Source organism: Puia sp., assembly GCF_035546395.1.
Lineage (GTDB): Bacteria > Bacteroidota > Bacteroidia > Chitinophagales > Chitinophagaceae > Puia.
Window position 1 is genome coordinate 645266 of the sequence record NZ_DASZXR010000016.1, and the last position, 21724, is coordinate 666989.

Sequence of the window (21724 nt, forward strand, 5' to 3'; positions counted from 1 at the left end):
TTATATTTTACGTGGGCCTGCGGCCTGTTTGATGATTTCGGCGACTTGTGGTCCGTTGTTCTCCCAGGTATTGCCGGGGCCGTTTGCGTTGTGCATGAATTTTTCTGCCGGGCACCAGTTGTCTTTTATCGTGATGAAGGAGGAACCCTCGTCGAAATAGAAATAGAACCAGTGTTTAAGATCGTGGGCATAGGGTGGATGATAGATGGAATCAATGCGATTGTCCATGATCAGCGTTCCCGGTTGCGCCGAGAGGGTGTAGATGCCGCCGACGTCGAACATATGCTTTCCATAGTGGTGCACATAGTTGCCGATGATATGGTTGTCGTGCATACAGTTGATGGTCCGGGTCCAGCCCCAGCCGACGCAGATACCCGAGTAGGACACCTCGCTGACCTCGTTGTGCCCGATGTGGACGTCGTGGACATAGCCGGCGCTGATGCCGACGGTACCCCAGTCTTCATTGGTGCAGTCGGTAATGGTGTTGTCGGTGATCCATTCGTCGTGGCACACTTCGCGGGGGTCTTGCGGGTTGTAGGGTAAGTGAGTCTCGAAGGCGGGATCGGAGTAGACGCCGAGTTGGAGAGCGGTCCCGCCGATGTCCTGAAAGCGGCAGCGGGTGGTGCTGTCGTTATAAGTACCGCGGATGAAATCGAGACCCGTGGAAGCCAGGTGGGTGAAGATGCAATGGTCGAAGAGAAGATGATGGGTATAGGATATTTCGACGGCGGAGGCCGGGCGGCCGATCCAGGCCTGGTTTTCGAGCCCTTTTTTACCGGGCGTACCTGGGATCTTCAGCTTATAGGCGTCGAGAAGATACATGCCCGCCTGGAGGGGAACATGGCCTTTTTCCGACGGGCGGAGCCAGCCGGTGTATGAGAATTGGATGCCTTTGAATTGAATATCGTGGACGGGGTTGTCGGGGGTGCCTTGAGTGACCAGGAGGTTAGTGAGCGCCGGGATGCGTGCCTGTGCAGTGTTTATGTCCTCACCTGGTCTTGGCCAGTAATAGAGTTTACCTTTTGTTTCATCGTTATACCATTCGCCGGGATGGTCGAGGAATTCGGGGGCGTTGACGAGATAGTAGGCGGAGCTGCCGTTCTGTTTATGGGCGCTGTCAAGGACGGGCGCGGGCCATGGGTGTTCGAATTCAAGATGGGACTCAGGCTCTTTGAAAGTCAGCTTATAGCGGTCGCCCATCTTTTCGATCGTCTTTACGCGAAGAATGGCAGTGGCCCACATCTGGTGGATGACCATTTCCATGTTTCCGGGGTTGGTGGGGAGGGTGTGGATTGCCGGAATGTAGATGGCTTTTTCGGCTTTATCGACTGCCCGGATGCGCGGCATCAGATCGTCATCGTCAACATCGCGGGCGCGGACGGCTTTGACGCCATTGACCCAGAGCTCGCGGAAGGGTATGTTGACATCCGCCTCCCAGAGGTTGCCGGTGGATTTGCGCCAGGCGGTGATGGAGGTGGCGCCGCTAATGATGGGAGTTTCGCCGGGGGAGGCTTCGATGATCGTGGGGCTGTTGGGAGAACCGCTGTCTTCAGGCCGGAGGAAGAGGGGTTCGGTCAGTTGGTATTCCCCGCCTTTGAGAAGGATGTGGATGCCGTGTTTTGCGGAAGGATCTGCAAGACGGCGGAGCTCGCGGGCTTCGCGAAATGCGGTGCTCAACGTTTTGCCATTGGGGGACACTTCGATGGTGGCGCCGGGCTGGAAGACGGATTGGACATAATGAGTGTTGGCCCGGAAGTTCTTTTTAACATTATGGGGGTCCCTCGCATCTCGGGAGCGTTCGATGACGAGCCAGCCGGAGTATCCCATCTCATCGAGCATGGCCTTTACCTTTTTCATGTCGATGGCCGGGTCGTTTTGTAACCAGACGCCGTCGGTGTTGGTGCAATGGATCTGGCAAATATTGTCCCGGCCAAGGGTTTTCAATTCCTGGTTGAGGTCGCGTTTCGCGTCGAGGGCGTTGGCGAAATTGAAATAGGATTTTATGGCGGGTGAGCCGATCGCTTTCAGGAGCTTCAACTCTTCGACAGCCGGAAGGGTCGTCTCGATCCCGATGACGACCCCGGCCTGTTCGGCCATTTTGCCGGCAATTTTGAGGCGACGGATGAGGGAATCTCTCCATTCCGGATGTTTACCGGGATCGGCGTTGACCCCGAGGGGAAGGAACGCGATGCGGATGTGCATGCCCTTCATCGCGGCGATGGCGTCGGCGATGTTCTTTTGATAAGTGGGGCGGGTGGCGAAGTTTTGGGAGTAGAAGCCGGTTAGGGCGAGGGAACAGAATTCGATACTATCTGCCTGGGCTGTTTCCAGAAATCGGCGGCGGATGGAGTCATTTGCCAGACTGTTCTCGAAGGTCTCGCGGCTGCCCAGGCCGCCCATATCGACTTCGAGGCCATCTGCGCCCACGGTTCGTGCGAGGGGGATGGCGCCCAGTTTCTGGCGTTTGAGGAGCATTAGATCTACGACGGCGACTTTATATTGTTGGGGCTGAGGGCGAGGGTCGTATCGATGCGCCCAGGCACGTTGCAGGTTGTCGAAACCCATGATGGCGTCGGCGGGGAGATCCTCGCCGTGAGGACCAAAGACGAAGAGGGCCGAGTCGGGTTCTATGGCACAGCGGCTCTCGTCGATGCTGCCGTCCTTGTGTTGGATCGCTTTGAGGTTGAGGCCGAGGCGCTTCGCCATGAAGTGGTACATCGCGATGCGTTTATTGGGGCCATAGTCGTGGCTTTCTGTGGGAAGATGTACGTTCTCCACGAGAGACGAATCGCCAAGATAGCCATAGATGCGCTGGAGGTATGGGAAGTCGTGTTCGGGCATATGGGCGGTCCAATCGTGGCCGTCGGAGACAAGTAGCTGAGGTCGTGGGGCGGCCATGGCGGCGATCTCTACATTGTCGGTGCCACCTGCGCAGACGTGGATGGGCCGGCCGTGTTCGCAGGGGCAACCGCCGTCGAAGTAAGCGGAGACCATGACGACGGGGGCGGAAACTTTTATCCGGTCATCGAGTGCGGTCAGCAGGATCGTTTGCGTGCCGCCGCCCGAGGCGCCGGTGACCCCTACCCTTTCTTTGTCGGCTTCGGGCAGGGAAAGAAGATAGTCGAGGGCGCGGATGCCGCCGAGTATCTGGATGGTTTGGGCTAGTGGGGTGCGGTGGTCTTCGGGTTTGAACTGAAGGAGGGACTCGTTCCAGCCGAACAGATCGTAACTAAAGGCCATCGCGCCCATGCGGGCTTCGGCGGCGCAGCGGATTTGGCAGTCGGGGCGATAGCGGTGATGTTCGAAGTGCCCGTCGGGATTGAGGATGACAGGGATGCGTCCCTTTATTTTCAAGGGTTTGTATAATGAACCGTTTATATATAGACCGGGGATCAGCTCGATGGCGACGTTGGCTACTTCATAGCCATCTTTTTTTCGCCAGGGAGTAGTGATGGGTGGGGTGTCGAGTTTTGGGGGGAGTGGGTTAAGATCGAGCGCCTGGTATAGACAGGATTGTAAGGTTGCCCTGCGCAATTCCCATTCGGATTTATTGTTGTATTGGGAGGAAAGATGATCCAGGGCTTCGACGCCTTTTTGGAAGCTACGCTTCCAAGGCTCCTGGGCATTGACGCAGACGGTGGTCAATAGCATAATGGGCACAAGTTTTCTTGCTTTGCGCCAGCCGCTGAAGAGGAGGTTTGGGTCAAGGACCGGTTTTGGGAAGAACAGGCTGGCCAGATAGCCGACGACGATGACGATGAGATGGCTGTAGACTCCAAGCATAAGCGTATGGTGGGTGAAATTATAACGACCGAGATCGAGGAGCAGGGCCTGGTGCCCGCCAAGTCCTATTTTGGTGGAGGTGAGAAAGGCATAGGCCGTGAAGAGGATGCAGGCGATGATGCCGATGTTGATTCCCTGGCGGTTGGTACGGGGACTCAAGAGCCCGAGCAGGAAGATCCCCGAGATGCCGCCGGAGAATATGGCATACAGCGAAAATACGATACCGAGAACGCCGCCGCTCCCCGCGTTGACATAGAGCATGGCGATGCCGATGGAGATCAGGCCGGCGGCGGTGACGATGACCTTTCCTGCCCGGAGGTAATGATTGTCTGCCTGGTTGGGGCGGATCTTCTTATAATAATCTTCGACACCCACGGCGCCAAGGGAATTGAGATCGGCGCTCATGCTGCAGATGGCCGCCGAGGTCATGGCCGAGAGGATGAACCCGACGAGCCCCGTCGGCAGGCGGGTCATGATAAAATAAGGGAATACCGCGTCGGCGCGGGTGCCGGGCGGTAGGGGATGAGATTGATAGTATACAAAGAGGCCGGTGCCGATAAACATGAAAAGCATCCATATCGGGACCGTGAGCAGAACGCCCATCAGCGAGGCGCGGATAGCGGCCTTGTCGGTTCGGGCGGTCAGATAGCGTTGAACGACCGTCTGGTCGGTACCGTATTTCTGGATCGCATAGAAGACCCCGTTGATCGCCATGACGAGAAAGGTAAGGTGGGTAAAGTCGAAAGTATAGGGGCCGAAGCCGGTGTGGTGAGCGGCGGCCGCGATGCGGACCGCCTTGGCGGGGGAAGGAGCGGCGGTGAAGAGCAGAATGAGGAGGCAGGTGATCCCGCTGGCGAAGAGCATGAAGCCCTGGAAGACGTCGAGCCAGATGACGGCCTCAATGCCGCCGAGCAAATTTATCACGACGATGATCGTTCCGATGGCGACGATCATGCCGGTGGTGTTCCAGCCGAGCATCTTGCTGAGGGCCAGGGCGAGAAGAAAGAAGATGGTGCCCATTGCCGAGAACTGGCGGAGCACGAAGGCGAGCGAGCTGTAATACCGGGCAAAGACGCCGAACCGTTTCTCAAAATATTCATAGGTGCTGAGCCCGATGACCTTTCGGTAGAGAGGAACGACGAACCAGATGATCCCCAGCAATACCACTGGGACCATCAGCCCCTGGACGAGGAGGATCCAATTGGAGGAATAGCCTTCGCCGGGATAGGCCAGGAAGGTGACGCTGCTGATCATGGATGCCAGTAGGGACATGCCGATCGCCCAGGCCGGTATCTTGCCTTTTGCGAGGAAAAAGGATTGAGTGGATTGCTTCCTACGGGCGTGCCTGAGTCCCAGGTAGAGGGTTAGGGTCAGGAAGAAAACAATGATCAGAATATCGGCGATGCTTAGTGGTCGGTTCATATCGGCAATACGTTGTTAATAGCGAATAGATGGAGGCCAGGCATAGCTGCCGGGCTTGACCGTGATATGGAGTCCCGGGGCGTCGGGAACGCTCATGCGTACGATGCCCTGGGCGAATTCCTGTTCGGGGATAAATTGGCGCCAACCCATTTGCTGCAGGATGGCATAGGCGGTCGAGCCGCCTTCAATAATCAGCTCTGCCGGTTGTGCGGCCCGGAGGATCGGAGCGATGGAACTGGCCATAGCATTGCGGAGCTGGAGAGCGGATTGGTTTTGGGGGATGGGTTCGATGGCGACTATGGATTTGCCGTGTATTTTGAGGTTGTCGAGGATTTGTTGTTGCCAGGAGCCGGAGAATATCCAGGTGACGGGGTCGCCTTTGGCGGCTCGTTCGCGGATGAGGTTCCGGTTGGCGTTGAAGGTGCTGCCGCTGACGTATAAAGCGGGTGTACCAAGGGTGGCCGAATGGGGGGGCACGTTAGGATATTGCGCATCGAGGATGGCGGAGAAGAAGCCTGCTGCGCCGGCCAGCAGGGTTTTGGGGGGAATTCTTTTGGTCCAATGGTGAAGGTCGTCTTCGCTTTGGGCTTCGCCGACGACAATACCGCGGACGGGAAGCGTTTCGGCAAATTTACGAATCGGAACGGGCTGGTTTTTGGCATGCAACATGTCCTGGATATCCGAGCTGAGGATCGGGAACTCGGGGTCGATGGAAAAAGAGCTTTGATGAATCGGTTCGCCATTGAGGTAATAGTGGCCGTCGCGAATAGTGCGGCCGAGCGATGGGTTGGCGGGGATAAGCAGGGCGAGGGGACAATCGAGGATCTGCAGGTGTACCTTTAATTCAGCGACAACATGGCCGCGGAGCACAGAGTCTGTTTTTTTATAGATGAATTCCGGCTTTAGCCGGCGGAGATCGCGCGTGATGCGGGTCATTTCTTCGATGGCGGCTGTTTCATTCTTTGAACGGCTGTCGGCGGCAATGACGAGCAGGCCGGCGCTCGTGGAATCACCAATGGTGAGCCGGATCTCGGTTTTGAGACCGTGGCGGATGCCGATGCCGCCCAGTTCGGCGGCTCCTGTGAGATCGTCTGCAATGACCGCTACCATTTTTCTTTGGGTTGGCTTTTACTTAACTGCACGGCGGCTTCAATCGCCAGGATCATGGCGTCGGGGCTGGCGATGCCTTTGCCGGCGATCTCGAAGGCTGTGCCGTGGTCCACGCTGGTGCGGATGATGGGCAGGCCCATGGTGATATTGACCCCTTTGACGCTGTCCATGCGTTGCTTTTCCGCATTCCATTTAAAGCCGTTGAGCTTAAAAGGGATATGTCCCTGATCGTGATACATGGCGACCACTCCGCCGTAATGTCCCGTGGCGGCCTTTGCGAAAAGTGTATCGGGAGGAACGGGGCCATCCACCTCATAACCCAGCCTTCGCGCCTCGAGTACGGCGGGTAGGATCTCCCCGTCGTCTTCTGTGCCGAAGAGCCCTGAGTCGCCGGCGTGGGGGTTCAAACCCGCTACGCCAATGCGAAGATTCTTTTCCCCAAGACGGATAAGACCGTCCTGTAGCAGGGAGATGCAGGCGAGGACCCGATCTTTTTTTACCAGATCGCAGGCTTGGCGGAGGGAGACATGGGTTGAGACATGGATGACCTTGAGGTTGTCCTCGACGAGGAGCATCCCATATTTTGCCGTTCCGGTGTAGTGAGCGTAGATCTCGGTGTGGCCGGCGAAATGATGACCGGCGTCGTTGATCGACTTCTTGTTGATCGGACCGGTCACCGTGGCATCGATCTCACCAGCCAGGGCCAGCTCAATGACTTTCCGGACGGCTTCGAAGGCGGCGTGACCGGCCATGGCCGAGACCTCGCCCCATTTGAGCTGGTCCAGGTCGACGGTGGCCATGTCGAGGACGTCGATCACACCCGGCTGAAAGACGGCTTCTGCTATTTTCGAGACAGGATAGATACGCGCCTTCCATTTGAGGTGATCTGCGGTAAAACCGAGGGTGGCGGCATCGCCGACGATGACGGGGCGGCAGATGGAGGTGACCTTTTCGTCGAGCAGGGCTTTGATGGCGATCTCGGGACCAATGCTGGCGGGATCACCCATGGTGATCCCTATGATGGGTTTGTTCATAGTGGTGGCATTGTGTAGGGTTGACAAAGACCCTTGTCCTGCATAAGACGTTTCAGGCGGCCCAGGGATTCCCCGGGGTGGCCGGTCTGATACGTAGTACCGAGTTGATCGGACGATTCCTGCAAGCGGGTAAGTTCGGTAATATTGCCGGCCCTTGCGGCATGTTCCATGTTGGTATAGAGTTCCGGATCGAGGTTGGCAGAACTGGGTACAAGGCCGTCGCCGCCATTGAGCAAGGCTTCGGCCGATCTCGTCGCCCAGCCGAGGAAATGACTGAAGTCGACGCGTTTTGACCAGCGCTGCAGGGACTCTTTCAATCGTTCTTCGCTTCGCTCAGAGTCTTTTGTACCTACGATATTGGGGTGGTGGCTGAGTTCGTCGATCAAATCAAGCGGGATGGAGTGATGGGTTGTCGAGGGTATATTGTAGACAATCAATGGTAAGGGAACGGCATCCGCCAGTTGTTGAAAATAGTGTTTTATTTGAGCAGGTGATAATTGATAGTAGGAAGGAACATTGGCAACGACGAGATCCGCGCCGGCTTCGCCTGCGATGCGAGCGTGTTCGACGGAATCGGCGAAACAATTGGATGAGATCCCGACGTAGAGGTGCTGTCCGGGCTTTTTGATACGGCCGGCCAAACGGATATATTCTTCTTTTAACCGCCCGGGAAGGGAGGGAAATTCACCTGTTGTTCCGAGAATAAAGGAATGCGGAAAGAGTGGAAGTAATTTTTCCACGGCCTTTGTATCCAGGGTGCGGTCCGCATTTAACGGCGTTACGGCCGGTACGATAATCCCGTGAAATTTCTTATTCATATGCTGCTTGATAGATGGCGATGGCGTCTTCCTTTGAGACGGGTCGCGGGTTATTGTTGAGCAGCCGGGTGATCTTCATCGCATCGGCTGCCATGGTTTCGATGGCGTCATAGGGGATGGCTGCTTCTTTCAGGGTAGCGGGGATGCCGCAATCGCGGATCAGCTGCCTGATGGTTTTCACGCCTTCTTCGGCGGTGGTTACGCCCAGGGCCCGGGCGACGCCGGTGTAGCGGTCGCGCGCCGCCGGGAGATTGAACTCCATGACATAGGGAAGAAGAAGGGCATTGGACAGACCGTGCGGCAGGTGGAAGCTGCTGCCCAGGGGGTAGGAAAGGGCGTGGACCGCGGCGGTATTGACGGGTCCGAGGCAGAACCCGCCGAGCAGGCTACCCATGGCCACCTGTGACCGCGCTTCTTCGTCGGCGCCATTTCTTACGGCGCGCACGAGGTTTTCCGCGATCAACCGCATGCCTTCGAATGCGTAAAGATCGATGAAGGGTTGGGCGAATTTATTGGTATAGGCTTCGAGGCAATGGGTAAGTGCGTCGAGGCCGGTAGCGGCGGTGATGGCCGGGGGTACGCCGATGGTCAGCAGGGGATCGACGTATACGATATCGGGGACGAGATATGGGCTGATGATGCCTTTTTTCTGGTTGTCGTTATTGTCGACCAGGATCGCGTTGGGCGAGACTTCGCTGCCGGTGCCGGAGGTGGTTGGTATGCAGATGAGTTTTCGGCCGCGGCCTTTCAGGAGGCCGATACCTACATAGTGGTTTATGCATTGGGCGTTGCCCAATTGGGCGGCGACCAGTTTGGCAATGTCGAGAACGCTTCCACCCCCGATGCCGAGGATGAGATCGGGGTCGAAAGGCGTGGCCTCGGACATGACCCGATGGAAGTCATTGAAGGTAGGTTCCTGGGTGATCGATGTGTAGAGGGCTATAGTAATATTGCGCTGTTCCAGCGCCTTGAAGAGGGGCTGGAGGTGCGCCAGTAAGGGCGTAATGGTCAGGATTAATACCCGGGCAGGGGCGAGATTTGCGACCTCTCCAGGAAGTTCGTCGATGCAATGATTGCCGAAGACTAATTTACCAGGGAAATGAATTCTTAGCATGTTCGTTTAGATGGGTGGATCGAGAGGCATTTTGGGTTTTGCCAGGCGGCTGGTTTGTACGGGTTGGATCCCGAGGCGTTCGCACCAGCCGAGGAAGCTGTTATAGATATCGTCGAGGGTTTGTTTCTGTTGAACGGTCAGCTCGAGTGCATGGGCCCGGCTGATGGTACGGACGGGAAGTCCTCTTTTCTGGAGGAAGTATTTCGCGCTCAGTGGATAGGCAATGTGGATCAGCGGGTCTACGCGGCTCAACTCCCCTTGTAGCCAGCGAACATCTTCCTGTTTATTGGGGTCATTGGCATTGTCGCACATCCAGACCAGGATCTCAGGATAGAAATTGCCCGAGATGGAGGACATGCCGCGGGCGCCCATCCGGAGGGAGTACATGGCGTTTGGCGTATGGGCATCATAGAACTCGAGCGCGTAATCCTCTTTGTTCAGGACATCGAGCTTTGCCTTTACTTTTTCCAGGTCAATGGAGGTATCCTTGTGATATACAAGACGGCCGGTGTCGAGCAGTTGTTGGAACACTTCCGGGGTGATGATGCGTTTATAGGGGGCAGGACATTCATAGAGTCCGAGGGGGATGTCGCGGGTGAGGCGGAACATCTTGTGGAAGTTGCGCAGAAGGATATCATCGTTGTCCTCTACGTTCGCGTAGTGACCGGTGATCAGGATCACGGCGTCGATGCCCGTATCATAGATCCGGGCAGTGAAGTCCGCCTTGTCTTCGATGGTGAGGCCAAAGGAACCCGTAGCCACGATGGGTACGCGGCCATCGACTGCTTTGACCACATGACGGGTGAGCTCGAGACGTTCGTCTTCGCTGATGCTGTACATTTCGCTACTGAGGCAGTTGGCGAAGAAGCCTTTGACGCCGGCAGCCAGATAGAATTCTACCAGGACGGAGACGGCGTCGAGATCTACCCTGGCCTTCAGGTTGAAGGGGGTGATCATGACGGGGACAAATTTCTTTTCCATAGAAGCTATTTTTTTATGTCGCCTGGCCAGATGCCGTTGACGATCTTTTCGAGCCTGAGTTTTGTAGGGTCGATCTCTACGTATTTTATCTTTTTGCGATGCCAGGTGTAGACGATATGAACCTTCCCGTCGGTGGATTGGATCACAGTGGGATAGCTGTATTGTCCCGTGTGGTCATCTTCCAGCACCAGGGCCGCATACCAGTTGATCCCGTCGGGTGACACGGCGACGTTGAGGGGAGACCGTTCGCCTTTTGTTTCGCCGGGTGGGGGTAGGACATGGTTGTAGACCAAAAACTGGCGGCCGTCGGCGAGTGTGGTGGCATCGATGCCGGAGTTGTTATTAGGCAGGCCGATGGGCCGCTGTGGCGACCAGGTGCGGCCGTTGTCTTTCGATGTCGTGGTCAGGATGGCGCGGTTCTCGCTGCGGCTCAGCGCCTGGATGGAGCCGTTCTTATGTAGCAACAGGGTTGGCTGGATGGCGCGGAAGCTATCGGCGGGTGGCGCCGAAGTTTGCCAGGTACGGCCGTCGTCGCTGGTTTGTTCGAAATGGATGTGCCAGCCATTGCCTTCGGTGCTGGTGGGACAGAGGAGGGCGCCATTGGCGAGGCGAACGGGTTGGTTCTTGATCGGACCGAGGATGCCTTCGGGAAGGGCCCGGGGTTTGGACCAGGTGGCGCCGCCGTCCTTGCTGCGGACGAGCCAGCCTTTCCATTTGGCGGGGCTGGGTCCCACTTTGTAAAAGAGAAGGAGATCGCCGGCAGGGACCTGGTATAGGACAGGATTCCAGCAGGCATAGCGGAGGGTATCGTTCTGGATGCCGTTGGCGACGTTGACGGGTGGGGACCATTTATTGGCGCCCTGGTCTTTGCGGCAGACATAGATGCAGACGTCGGGGTTGCGTTCCTTTGTCCCACCGAAGAAGGCGGCGACCAGGCCGTTGGGTGTCTCGGCGATGGTGGCGGCGTGGCATTCGGGGAAGGGGGCGGTTTCATAGAGGAACTCTTCTTTAATGACGGCGCCGGTTTGCGCCTGCGTCGTGATCGTAATTGCCAGGAAGAAGAGTGTGCCTATTCGTCTCATATCGGTTGTGTCTTATTTAAAGTGTAGTGATAGGTGCCGGAACCGACGGTAGTCTTGCCGTTCAGGATGGCTTTTGTGTTCGGCGGGATCGTGATGTCCCAGGTGACGATGCCGCCGTTGCGCCGCCAGCTGCTTTTGATGAAGCCGTAGGGGCTCTCATACGAGGCGCTGACATAGTTGATTTGCCTGGGGAAGACCGGGTTCATCCGGATCGTTTTAAAGCCGGGTTCGGCCGGCGCGATACCGGCGAGATCTTCGAAGCACCAGGTGAGCAGATCGCCCAGCAGCATGATGTGATTCTGGGAGTTCATGGCCGGGTCGGCGGTGTTGCCGTTCCAGAGTTCCCAGATGGTGGTGGCGCCATGTACTGCCATATAGCCCCAACCGGGGTAGTCTTTGTTGGTCGCGAGCTGCGTGGCCAGATCGGCGTGGTCAAACTCCGTGAGCCCGCGCATCAGCCACTGGGTGCCGATGACGCCCGTGCTGATGTGGTTGTTGTTTTGAGCGATCTTTTCGATAAGATGGTGGATGACCGGGCTACGGTCTTGTCCGGGTGTGATGCCGAAGCAAAGGGGGAGCAGGTTGGAAGTGACGGAGTTGTTGTTGTAGTGATCACCATTCAGAAATCGTTGGTTGAAGGCGGTCTTCACGATAGTGGCGTGTTTGGCAAAAGTATCCGGTTGATGGAGCAAGGCCGCGAATTTTTGCATGAGCGTGAGCAAATGATAATAGTAGGCCGTAGCGATAAGCGTGCCATCGGTATTGCGCAGGGAGTCTTTTGAATGGATAAGCTGCGGGGATTCCGGGGGGACGCACCAGTCGCCGTACTTGTCTTTTGCCAGGATGCCGTCGTGTTCATATTTGGCACTCATGTAATGAAGCCAGCGTTGCATCGAGGCATAGTGCTTTTCGATGGGCCTTAGGTCGCTGAACTGGTTATACAGCATATCGGCGACGAGGATATAGGCGCCCGGCCAGGTCATGTTGTCGGAATAGTAGTTCCAATAGGCCGGGGCGACATCGGGGATCGAGCCGCTTGCCTTTTGGGATTCTTCGATATCGTCCAGCCATTTGGCATAGAGGTTCCCGTTGCCGAAGAGATAGGATTCGCCAAGGGATCCCGTTGCCCGGTCACCCAGCCAGGGCATCCGTTCGTTACGTTGCGGGCAGTCGATGGGCATGCCTTTGTAGTTGGCGTTGATGCCCCACCAGGCGTTTCGAATGATATGGTTAAGGAGAGTGTCGGATGTTTCGATCTGACCGATGGTGGGGAGATCGTCGTAGACCACCTGCCCTTCGAAGTCGTTTGTATTCGGGGTACCTGGGTAGCCGGTAACAGCGACATAGCGGAACCCATGGAAGACAAAGACCGGGTGCCAGACCTCTTCGCCACCCCCTTTGAGTGTATAGCTGTCCGTCACTTTTGCATCGCGGAGATTGGCGGTGTATAGATCGCCGCCGGGTTTTAGGGTTTCGGCGAAGCGGAGGGTGATCTTTTCGCCTCGTGGGCCTTTGACCTTTAGTTGGAGCCAGCCGGCCATGTTCTGCCCCATATCGAGGATGTACGTGGAGTCCCCGAGGGATTTTATGGAAATGGGTTTTACGGTTTCCATGACCTTTATGGGCTCGTTCATCTGCGCCGTCAGGCGACCGCCGGGGGCGGCGGTACGTTGAGGCTTCAGCCAGCGGCTGTCATCGAATCCGGAGTTTGTCCAGCCGGGGAATTCTTTTGTCGCGTCGTATTCTTCGCCGTCGTATTCATTGTTGGCACGGATGGGGCCATCGGCGGTGAAACGCCAGGAGTCGTTGCTTGTGATCAGCTGATGATGGCCTTTGTCGTCTTCGATGTCGAGCTGGAGCAGCAGCTTTGGGAAGCCGAATTCCTTTATCTTTTGTGGTTTGTATTTGGGGCGCATGGTAAAGAACCGGCCGTTGCCGAGGGTGACGCCGATGGCATTGGCGCCCTTGCGACAGGCGGCGGTAACATCGAAGGTGTTGTACTTTACATTTTTCGTATAGTCGGTGGGGGATTCTGCGAGCACCTGGTTACCGATGGGCCGGCCATTGATTTCGACCACGTAGTGGCCGAGACCGGCGATGTAGAGGGTTGCCCGCGTTATTTTATCGGCTTGTATGAATTCTTTGCGGAAATAGCGGGCAGAGAGACGGGAGAATTTGGAGATGCTGTCCCATGGGAAGCCGCCATCGTAGCCGATCCATTTTGCTTTCCAGTCGGAGGGATCGAGGAGGCCCATCGACCACCGGGCAGGGCTGCTCCATTCCGAGGTTCCGGTGCTGGTCCAGACCTTTACTTTCCAGTAATAGTTGTGGCCGCTTTTTAGGGGGATCCCTGCGTAGGCGACCATGCGGGATTGGTCACCTGCCGTCTTTGGGGACGTCCAGCAGTCGCCTTTGTTCTTCGCGAGAAGTTCGGGTGCAGAGGCGACGAGAATCTGCCAGGCGGTTTGCCGGACATTGTTGCCTTCCTCTGAGGAGAGTCGCCAACTCAGGCGCGGGCGCCGGGTATCGATACCCTGCGGATCGACGAGCTGTTCACATTGGAGGGCAGTCGGTGGAGCGGCCGTTGCGACGAAGGTCGTGAACAAAAGTGCGATATGGATGATCCGCTTCTTCATTTCCCTGAAAAATCAAAATAAAGGGTCAGTGACTTGGCATAGTCCTTACTCCGGGTATAATCGTAATACATATTCCTTGCGCCGGAGGGACCCATATTCTCGGGTTTCTGAGATTTGGTGCCGATCGGCGGGATCGCGTGCATGAACGAGATATCGCCTTCGGGAAAGGGCGGCGCCACGTTATATGTTTTCAGTGGGTTCCCGGGCGTGAACAGTCGCAGGTAGACGTCCTTATCTGCGCAGGCAACGGTGAAAGGCTGCCTGGCCGTCTCCAGGCGCATCCAGTAGAAATTGGAGAAGTAGCCTTTGAATTCCGGATAGATGACCTTACCCTGGCCGGTGATGGTGTTGTTATAGGCTTTGTCCCAGATGTCGAGGGTTACGCCTTGCGTGCGGTTCTTCCATACCCGATAGGGACCGTCACCGAGCCAGCGGACGCCTTTGACGGAATCCTGTCCTTTTTCGGGATAGGAGAAGCTGGCGCCAAGGAGGGTATAGTCATATTCCGGCGGATAGTATTTCAATTCCATTTTCAGCCAGCCCGAAGGGTACATGGTCCACCTGAGAAGCTGGCAGACGCTGGGTTTCGGATAGGTGGCTTCGAGGATCGTGTTGTTCCCTTCTTTGCGGATGACGACGTGGCTGGGGACTGCTTCGCCGGAGGTGAGCGTCGGCCCATTGGTGAATGGAATGGGACCTTTGCTGTTATTGACCGAGCGAAGCAGTGCGGTAGCTTTGCCGAAGGAGGCTGTGATCCCGGCTGCGGTGAGTGTGATCAGGGAATCCGTTTGGTTGGCAGTCGCCGGGGTCGAACCGGCGGTATCGATCAGCCGGGCGGCGATGGCCGCAGGTGTAGCAATAGGCCAGGTCCAGGTATAGAGCTCGCGGCCGCCGGGATCTTTTGCCGTCAGCGAAAGGATATCGTAGTCTTGCCAGTGGCTGGGAAGTGCGAGGTTCAGTGTGCCCATTTGGCCGGGGCGGACATCCGGGGCAGGGACCTCGCCAGCCGCACCCGCGGGCCGGGTTGCTGCGCGGCTGAGCCGCCAGGAGAAATGACATTGGCGGAGATTGGTATAAATGAACCTATTCCCGACCGGGATCGTTCCGTCGAAGGCGTTGGTTATCTCGCGACGAGGGATGTGTACGGGACACCAGATCTCTTTAACGGCATAGAAACTGCCTTCTTTTTCCCGGTAGGGTCCGAGGATACCATCGGGGCCGTGGTCTTTGTCGGCATCCAGCTCGCCGTTGCGATCGGTTCGCACGACGGCTTCGTCGGAGAAGTCCCAGAGGAATCCGCCCGCGGATAGAGGGTTGTGTACCATCAGCTCCCAGTAATCGTACAGTCCGGCGCCATGACCACCGTCGTAGAGGCCGTGGAGGAACTCGGTGGGGAAGAAGACCTCGTGTCCCTGGAAGCAGGCGCCATTCCCATAGTTATAGTTGATATAATGTTGGGTGTCCAAGTGACGGAACAGCGCCCAGGGATGGATCAGGGGCCGATGTTGCGGATCCAACTTATCGAACAGGGGATCCAGATCGAAATTGAAGCCGCCTTCGTTGCCGTTATCCCACACGACAATGGAGGGGTGGTTGACGTCCTTTTCGATCATCTCTTTTACAAGCTTCGAGCCGACCTCCGTGTCGTAGGCATGATGCCAGCCGGTGAGTTCATCCAGCACGAAGAGGCCGAGGGAATCACAGGCATCGAGGAAATGATCGTCGGGGGGATAGTGGGACATCCGGACGGCGTTCATGTTCATGTCTTTCATCAGCTGGACATCCTCGATGCTAAGGTTCTTGTTCAATGCCCGGCCGGAACCGGGCCAGAACGAGTGGCGGCAAATGCCTTTGAATTTTATTTTCACGCCGTTGACATAGATGCCGTCGCTTACGCGCAGCTCGACTGTGCGGAAGCCAAAGCGTTGTTCGACGGTGTGGATGGGGGTATTCTCCCGGAACAGTGTGAAGACAAGCTTATAAAGATTCGGGGCTTCGGGTGTCCAGGTGAGTGGATGGTCGAAGTTGGACTGGAGATGGGCAACGGTATCGCCGGCGTAGATCTTTGTAGTGAAGGGCTGCCCGAGTGGTTGATTGATGAGTGAATACGCCTGAGCCGTGATATGATCGGCGCCGGTGATGCCGGCAAGCCGGATGGAGGCCCTGAGGAAACCATCGGCCTTTGCATCGATCGCGGTACCCGCGATGTGCTGAATGGGCACGGCCTCGAGATAGACGGGGCGGAAGATGCCGCCGAAGATCCAGAAATCACAGTGGCGTTCAGCCATATTGACAGACTTGTTGCCCGATTCCTTGGCAACTGTCACTTCGAGGAGATTCGACCTGCCGTAACGGAGGAGTCCGGTGATATTGTACCGGAAACGGTAGAAGGAACCCTGGTGGGTAGGTCCGGCGGACTTGCCATTGAGTTTTACCTCGGTGTCCGTCATGCTGCCGTCGAAAACAATATCGACCTCCCGGCCTTTCCAGGCCGCGGGGACCGTGAAGTTGTATTTGTAAAGTCCTTTCTCATGGCCACGGACGGAGTCCTTGTCAAGGCCATAGTTGTATTTTCCGAAGCCCTGAAGTTCCCAGTTGGAAGGGACGGGAATGGTAGTCCATTTTCCGGAGTTCCTGCCTTCGGTACAGAAGAATTTCCAGTCGACGGTGTGATCGTTGCCTGTTCCCGAGAGATACAGTTTTTGAGTCTCCTGTGCTCGGGCCGGGAATGTGGCGATGCAGATAAGCGCTATGGTGATGATCCGGTTCATTTCGATTCGCTGGCGTTCGCCCGGAACGGCATCGCGGGCAGGCCTTCTTTATTGAATAAATTGGGTTGGGCTGCTTCGTTCCACCCGAAGCGGACGGCAATGGGCTTGTTCTTTGCCGTTAGGGTAATAGTATCGGGGCCGGTGATGGTTGCCGTTGCGGGCATAAATTTACCGTTTTTGTCCGCAGTTTCGAACCAGTCGAGGGGTTTGCCGTCGTGGCTGACGAGGCCGCCGCCGGTTTGCCTGAACCTTATTTGAACGGTGTGGCCTTTGATGGTCATGGATTGGAAGACGGGAGAGGTTCCCTCTCCAAGGGCCAGGAGGGCGAGGCGGTGGCCGATGGGCTGCTTGTCCCTCGGATGTAGCTGGCTGATGCTATCGACCAGGTCGGTGGTGACGATCATCCCGGTGTTTGGGAGGCTCAGCGCTTTTTGCTGAGCTTCCCAGAAGACGGGTTCGGTGTAGGGAGAGTGAGTGGTCTTTGAGTATTCGTATGGCGTTATCTGTACTTCATAGAACGGGGCATTGTGGGACTCCCAGAGGTTGCGCCAACTGGTGATCAAGGTCGTCATTTTGTTCGTATAGGCGACCGTATCGCCGGCGAAGCAGTTGGACTCGCCCTGGTACCAGCAGAATCCTTTTACCGCATAGGGGGCGAGCGGCCTGACGATGGTGGTGTAAAATTTCCCGCTGTCGGGGAGCCAGGGTTCTATTTTGCTGCCGGGGATGGCGTTGGAGATGACGCCGATGGGCACGCGGAGAGTGGCCTGCAACTCTTTTGCGAAATAATAAGCTGGGGCGGAGAAATCTCTTAGCGGAGCGCCGGTTGCCGTGGCCCAATCGCGCTGCGCGCTCTTGTAATAATCATGGCGGACGAGCAAGATGCGGATATTGGGATCATTGATAGTGTCGGGGTCTTTGAGCCGGCGCATGGGGTATTCCATGTTGGACTGGCCACTGCAGAGCCAGACATCGCCGACGAGGACGTTGCGATAGCGGATGGTGCTGCTGTCGCTGGTGATGGTCAGGGTTGCGGGATCGGCAGAGGCTTTGAGGGGATCCAGGTTGAGGCGCCAGTGGCCTTGTGCATCGGTGGTGGTTGTCTTTGCCTGGGTATTGAAATGAATGGTAACGGCGGCGTTTGGTTTTGCATCGCCCCAGATGGGAACGCATGCGTTGCGTTGCAGGACCATATTGTTGCCGAAGACGTGGGGCATTTTCAGGGCGCCGGTGTTGGCGGGTTCGCCTTTTAGCCAGATGGCATAGGTCCAGGCGGCGGCATTGCTGTCGGGTTTGCGGGCCGGGTCGCGGTACCATTTGCCGATATTGGCGAACGGATAGACCGGGAGGACGACCTTTTCGCCACCGGCTTTAACCAGTGTCAGCTCATAGCCGGGACCGAGGATATTGCTGTCGGGGGCCGGAACGGGTTTTAACTGTGTGGGGTTGGTGAGGAAGTAGCGGATGCTATCCATCCAGCCTTTGTGAAAATCGGCCGTGTCGCCCTTGTACCAGATATCGTCGACGGCGTAGACGATGGGTCCGCGGGTAAGGGCGTAGGGAGCGTCATCGTCGGGAGTGGTTTTATAGGGTTTTCGATCGGCCGTCCTTTGATAGTGGTCGTGCCGTATCCATTGGAGGGCCATGGGCAGGGTGAGCGTCAGTTTATCACCTTTACGCCAGGTTCGGGTGATCCGGGAGTATGTGCCGGGCTTTGCTTCGACAGGTTGATTGTTCAGAGACAGGGTTGGGTTTGTGCACCAGGCTGGGATGCGGATGTTGAGGGTAGCGTTGGTTGTGGTGGCGGGATCGATGAGTATTGTGACGGTTTGTGTTTCGGGAAAATCAGTTTGTTGGGTGATAGTCGTCTTTCCGACGGTTGTTCCCGAGGCGATGAATTGATTGATGTAGATGTTGTTGTTGGGTCCGGTGGCGTAGAGGAAGCCGGGGAGCATGGATAAGAGGCGTTCGCCGCTGCTCATGCAACAATCCGGCTCCCGGTAGTAGCCCTTTGGCGTATAACCGTTGGGGGGAGTGAAATAGTGGTTAGCATCGCCGTCGATGGTCTGTTCGGCAAAGACATTGTTCCACAGGATGCGTTCGATGGCGTCGGCGTATTTCGGATTTCCCGTGATCTCGAGCAGGGCCTGAGAAAGCTGCATCCAGGACATGGTGGCGCAGGTCTCCATCATCTCGCCTGTGAGGGGCTTTATAAAGTCCCGTTCATAGTGTTCGCCAACGCTGACTCCGCCGGTGATGTAGAGTTGCCTCCCGGCGATGTCGTTCCAGGCTCCTTCGACCTTCTTCAGGTATCCGCTGTCGCCGCTGACAAGATACATGCGCAGCAGGCCGAGGAAGTTGATTTGAAAAGTATGCGAGTGGACATAGGGTTGGATCTTTTCGATGGGCAGGGTTCCGGCGGCCACCTTGTCCAGGTTGGAATACGCGTTCCACCCGCTCCATTTGTCGATATTTCCCACCACCCATTTGCACCAATCGTAGTAACGTTTATCCCCCGAGAGCTGGTAGAGCCGCATCATCGGGTCGATGAGGAGGGTGCCTTCCCAGGAGTAATGGATGCTATGGCCGGCGATATCCGAGTGCATAGTTCCTTTTAGCGCTTTGTCCTTGTTTTCGGGGGCATGTGTGGGTGACGGCCAGAATTCGGCTTTGCCCGGGCCGATATAGTGGACAAAATAGTCGCCCAGGCGTTTGGCGGCGAGCAACGCTTTGGGGTCTTTCCAAACCTGGTAGGCGGTAAGAAGGGCGTGCTGGGTGAAATAGAGTTCATAGGCGTCCATTCCCCCAAGGGGCTTTTTCGGGGTGCGGACGGACTGACTGGTGATGCCGATATAACCGTCTGGGGCCTGCGTCTTCAGGATTCGTTGATAGACGGTGTGGGCCGATGGTTCGCCCGAGAGGATCGCCGCTTCCAACCATTTGCCGGGTTGTTCTCCCTGACGCCAGTCCCAGCCTGTGAAATCACGGGTCTCCATGAGGCCGACGTATTTGGCGATGTCAAATTTTCTCAGATAGTTGTTCTTGTTCTTTTCTATGCGCATACCGGCGAAGCCGCCGAGGTTGTGGACGGCGGTGGGAGAAATGGAGTTTTCTTTTTGCGCGGTAGCCGTGATTGTGAAAATAAGGGCCAATATCGTGAGATGCGTCGTCATTGTCTTGTGGTCTTCAGGTAGGAGATAGTCCAGGCAGCTTCCGGAACCCTTTCACCAGCCTTTGGTTGATCGGTGTCGGCTTCAGCCGGGCTATCGGGTGTTGGAAAGTGCCGAGGTTCACCTGTTCGGAATACGATGTGGCCGAAGCTTTCGACGGGAGCGAAGAAGAGTTGCGTGACTACATCTTTACCATCGACGTTAACCGTGTACATGCGGGTATCGGTGTTGAGGGATACTTTGACCGTGTAATTGCGGCCGGATTGATACGAAAGCAATTTCTTGACCCGGGCGCCGGCTTTTGCGGTGAAGGCTCCATCGGGTTCAAAGCTGAGGCGGACCGCGGGAGCGTTTCGTTCATCCTGGAATTCGATCTGAAGCTGTCCGTGGTCATCCTGGCCGGGAGTGACGGCGAATTCCGCGGTCATTTTTTGTGCCACGGGAAAAACACGTTCGGCCATGGCATAGTCGTAGGGATCGGCGTCCTTTAGCTCGAGCCCTTTGTCGGTTATGCTGACGGGCGCCCAGAGGGGGCTAAAGGTGTTCCAGGGGTCGAGCGCTTTCCCGTTTGGCTGCCTGGTGAAGACGTCATTGACATCGGCGGTGACCTTGTCTTTGACGGGGGTGGGGATCGTGCTGACCCAGATGTCTTCCTTATTCATGCTGTACGTGATCCAGATATTGCCGTCGGGCGGAGTGCCGTTGCCTTCTTCGATGCCGCGGGTGTATTGCGGACCGTAGTTCTTGTAATTACCGCCGTAACGGGCGGTGGAGATCTCGCCATTGACGAGCAAAAGGTCGGTATAGTCGAGGCCATCCTTACTGGTGGAGATGGCCAGGGGCCAGCGGAACTCCGATGGGTTGTAGATCGTGACATAGTGACCATCGGAGGTTCGTTGACCCCAGATCTTGGCGTTGGCGGTAACGACATGGGGGGCGCGAATGACGCGGGACCAGGTGCGGCCTTCATCCTTGCTCGTTGCGGTGAGACCGTTCTTCCAAAGGCCGATCACATGACCGTTGGGGAGGTGATAAAAATTGAAGGCCTTGTAGTCCTTGTGCAGGGGGATCAGGGGATCGTTACGATCCGTTTCTTCCACCCACTGCATCATCATCAGCGGGTTGGCCATGAGCTCGTTACAATCGGCGATGAAACCTTTGTCCTTACCGGAGGTGTAAAAGGGAAAAGTTGTGTTCCTTTCGTTCCACGCGGGATTGTAGTGTATGAAATAGATGGGTCCGTAGCTGCCATCGGGTTTTATTTCCCGGACGACCCGGCCGATGCCTTTGCCGTCGTTAGGGTCATCGTGTGGATCCAGGCAGATGCCATAGAACCCCAGCACCAGCAACCGGTTGTGTTTCGAGACATAGAAACCCATTCGCTGGTGCATGACTGCATAAAGGTCTTTTGCCACGCCGGGGTGACCTTCCTTTGTGGTGCCATCGGGGATTTTGTATGGGGGAAAAATGACGATAGGTGTCGCCCAGGTATAGCCATCGGTTGACGTGGTTAAAAGGGTTTGGCCGGGCGGGACGCTCTCGCTTACGCTATCGCTGAGATATTCGAGGTAGAATTTCTTATTCCAATAGGCCAGCATGGGAGCGTGATTGTACGTGTAGCCTGGCCGGTTGGCCCGGAGTACCTGCATGCTATGCACTCCCACGGCGGGAATTAACCGGCCGTGGTGGTAGTCGGGGTTGGAAAGGGTGTGCCCGCTGTAGTGAACCAATTCGGTAGCGCTGTCCTGGGCGGCTGCGGCAACGGAGATCAACAGGGTGGTATGGAGGAGGAAGCGTTTCATG

General features: G+C 56.5%; 11 protein-coding genes. All 11 read right to left on the reverse strand.

Features of this window, described 5'->3' with window-relative positions; all coding sequences use genetic code 11:
• From VHE34_RS23915 to VHE34_RS23965, 11 genes are read right to left on the reverse strand one after another with little or no spacing between them, the layout of a single operon-like run.
• A complete protein-coding gene (locus tag VHE34_RS23915) occupies positions 1-5205 on the reverse strand; it encodes a sodium:solute symporter family transporter (protein ID WP_325592633.1) in 5205 nt (1734 codons plus the stop codon).
• 15 nt (positions 5206-5220) lie between these two features.
• A complete protein-coding gene (locus VHE34_RS23920) occupies positions 5221-6315 on the reverse strand; it encodes a four-carbon acid sugar kinase family protein (protein WP_325592635.1) in 1095 nt (364 codons plus the stop codon).
• Positions 6309-7349 carry a 4-hydroxythreonine-4-phosphate dehydrogenase PdxA gene (pdxA, locus tag VHE34_RS23925; protein ID WP_325592637.1) on the reverse strand — a complete coding sequence of 347 codons (1041 nt, stop codon included), beginning with the start codon at positions 7347-7349 and terminating at the stop codon, positions 6309-6311. Before pdxA ends, VHE34_RS23920 begins: the two co-directional genes overlap by 7 nt.
• Positions 7346-8167, reverse strand: a complete 822-nt coding sequence (locus tag VHE34_RS23930; protein ID WP_325592639.1) for a dihydrodipicolinate synthase family protein — start codon at positions 8165-8167, stop codon at positions 7346-7348. Before VHE34_RS23930 ends, pdxA begins: the two co-directional genes overlap by 4 nt.
• Positions 8160-9281, reverse strand: a complete 1122-nt coding sequence (locus tag VHE34_RS23935) for an iron-containing alcohol dehydrogenase (protein WP_325592640.1) — start codon at positions 9279-9281, stop codon at positions 8160-8162. The genes VHE34_RS23930 and VHE34_RS23935 overlap by 8 nt, the downstream gene beginning before the upstream one ends.
• A 6-nt stretch (positions 9282-9287) precedes the next feature.
• On the reverse strand, positions 9288-10262 hold the full coding sequence (locus VHE34_RS23940; protein WP_325592641.1) for a dihydrodipicolinate synthase family protein: 975 nt from the start codon (positions 10260-10262) through the stop codon (positions 9288-9290).
• 5 nt (positions 10263-10267) lie between these two features.
• Positions 10268-11344 (reverse strand): sialidase family protein, encoded by a 1077-nt coding sequence (locus tag VHE34_RS23945; protein ID WP_325592643.1) that lies wholly within the window; start codon positions 11342-11344, stop codon positions 10268-10270.
• Positions 11341-13980, reverse strand: a complete 2640-nt coding sequence (locus tag VHE34_RS23950; protein ID WP_325592644.1) for a glycoside hydrolase family 78 protein — start codon at positions 13978-13980, stop codon at positions 11341-11343. Before VHE34_RS23950 ends, VHE34_RS23945 begins: the two co-directional genes overlap by 4 nt.
• Positions 13977-16751, reverse strand: coding sequence for a glycoside hydrolase family 2 protein (locus tag VHE34_RS23955; RefSeq protein WP_325592646.1), 2775 nt, complete (start codon positions 16749-16751; stop codon positions 13977-13979). The genes VHE34_RS23950 and VHE34_RS23955 overlap by 4 nt, the downstream gene beginning before the upstream one ends.
• Positions 16748-19924 carry a beta-L-arabinofuranosidase domain-containing protein gene (locus VHE34_RS23960; protein WP_325592648.1) on the reverse strand — a complete coding sequence of 1059 codons (3177 nt, stop codon included), beginning with the start codon at positions 19922-19924 and terminating at the stop codon, positions 16748-16750. The genes VHE34_RS23955 and VHE34_RS23960 overlap by 4 nt, the downstream gene beginning before the upstream one ends.
• Complete coding sequence (locus VHE34_RS23965) at positions 19921-21723, reverse strand: six-hairpin glycosidase (protein WP_325592650.1); 1803 nt, start codon at positions 21721-21723, stop codon at positions 19921-19923. Before VHE34_RS23965 ends, VHE34_RS23960 begins: the two co-directional genes overlap by 4 nt.
• Position 21724 lies beyond the last annotated feature (1 nt).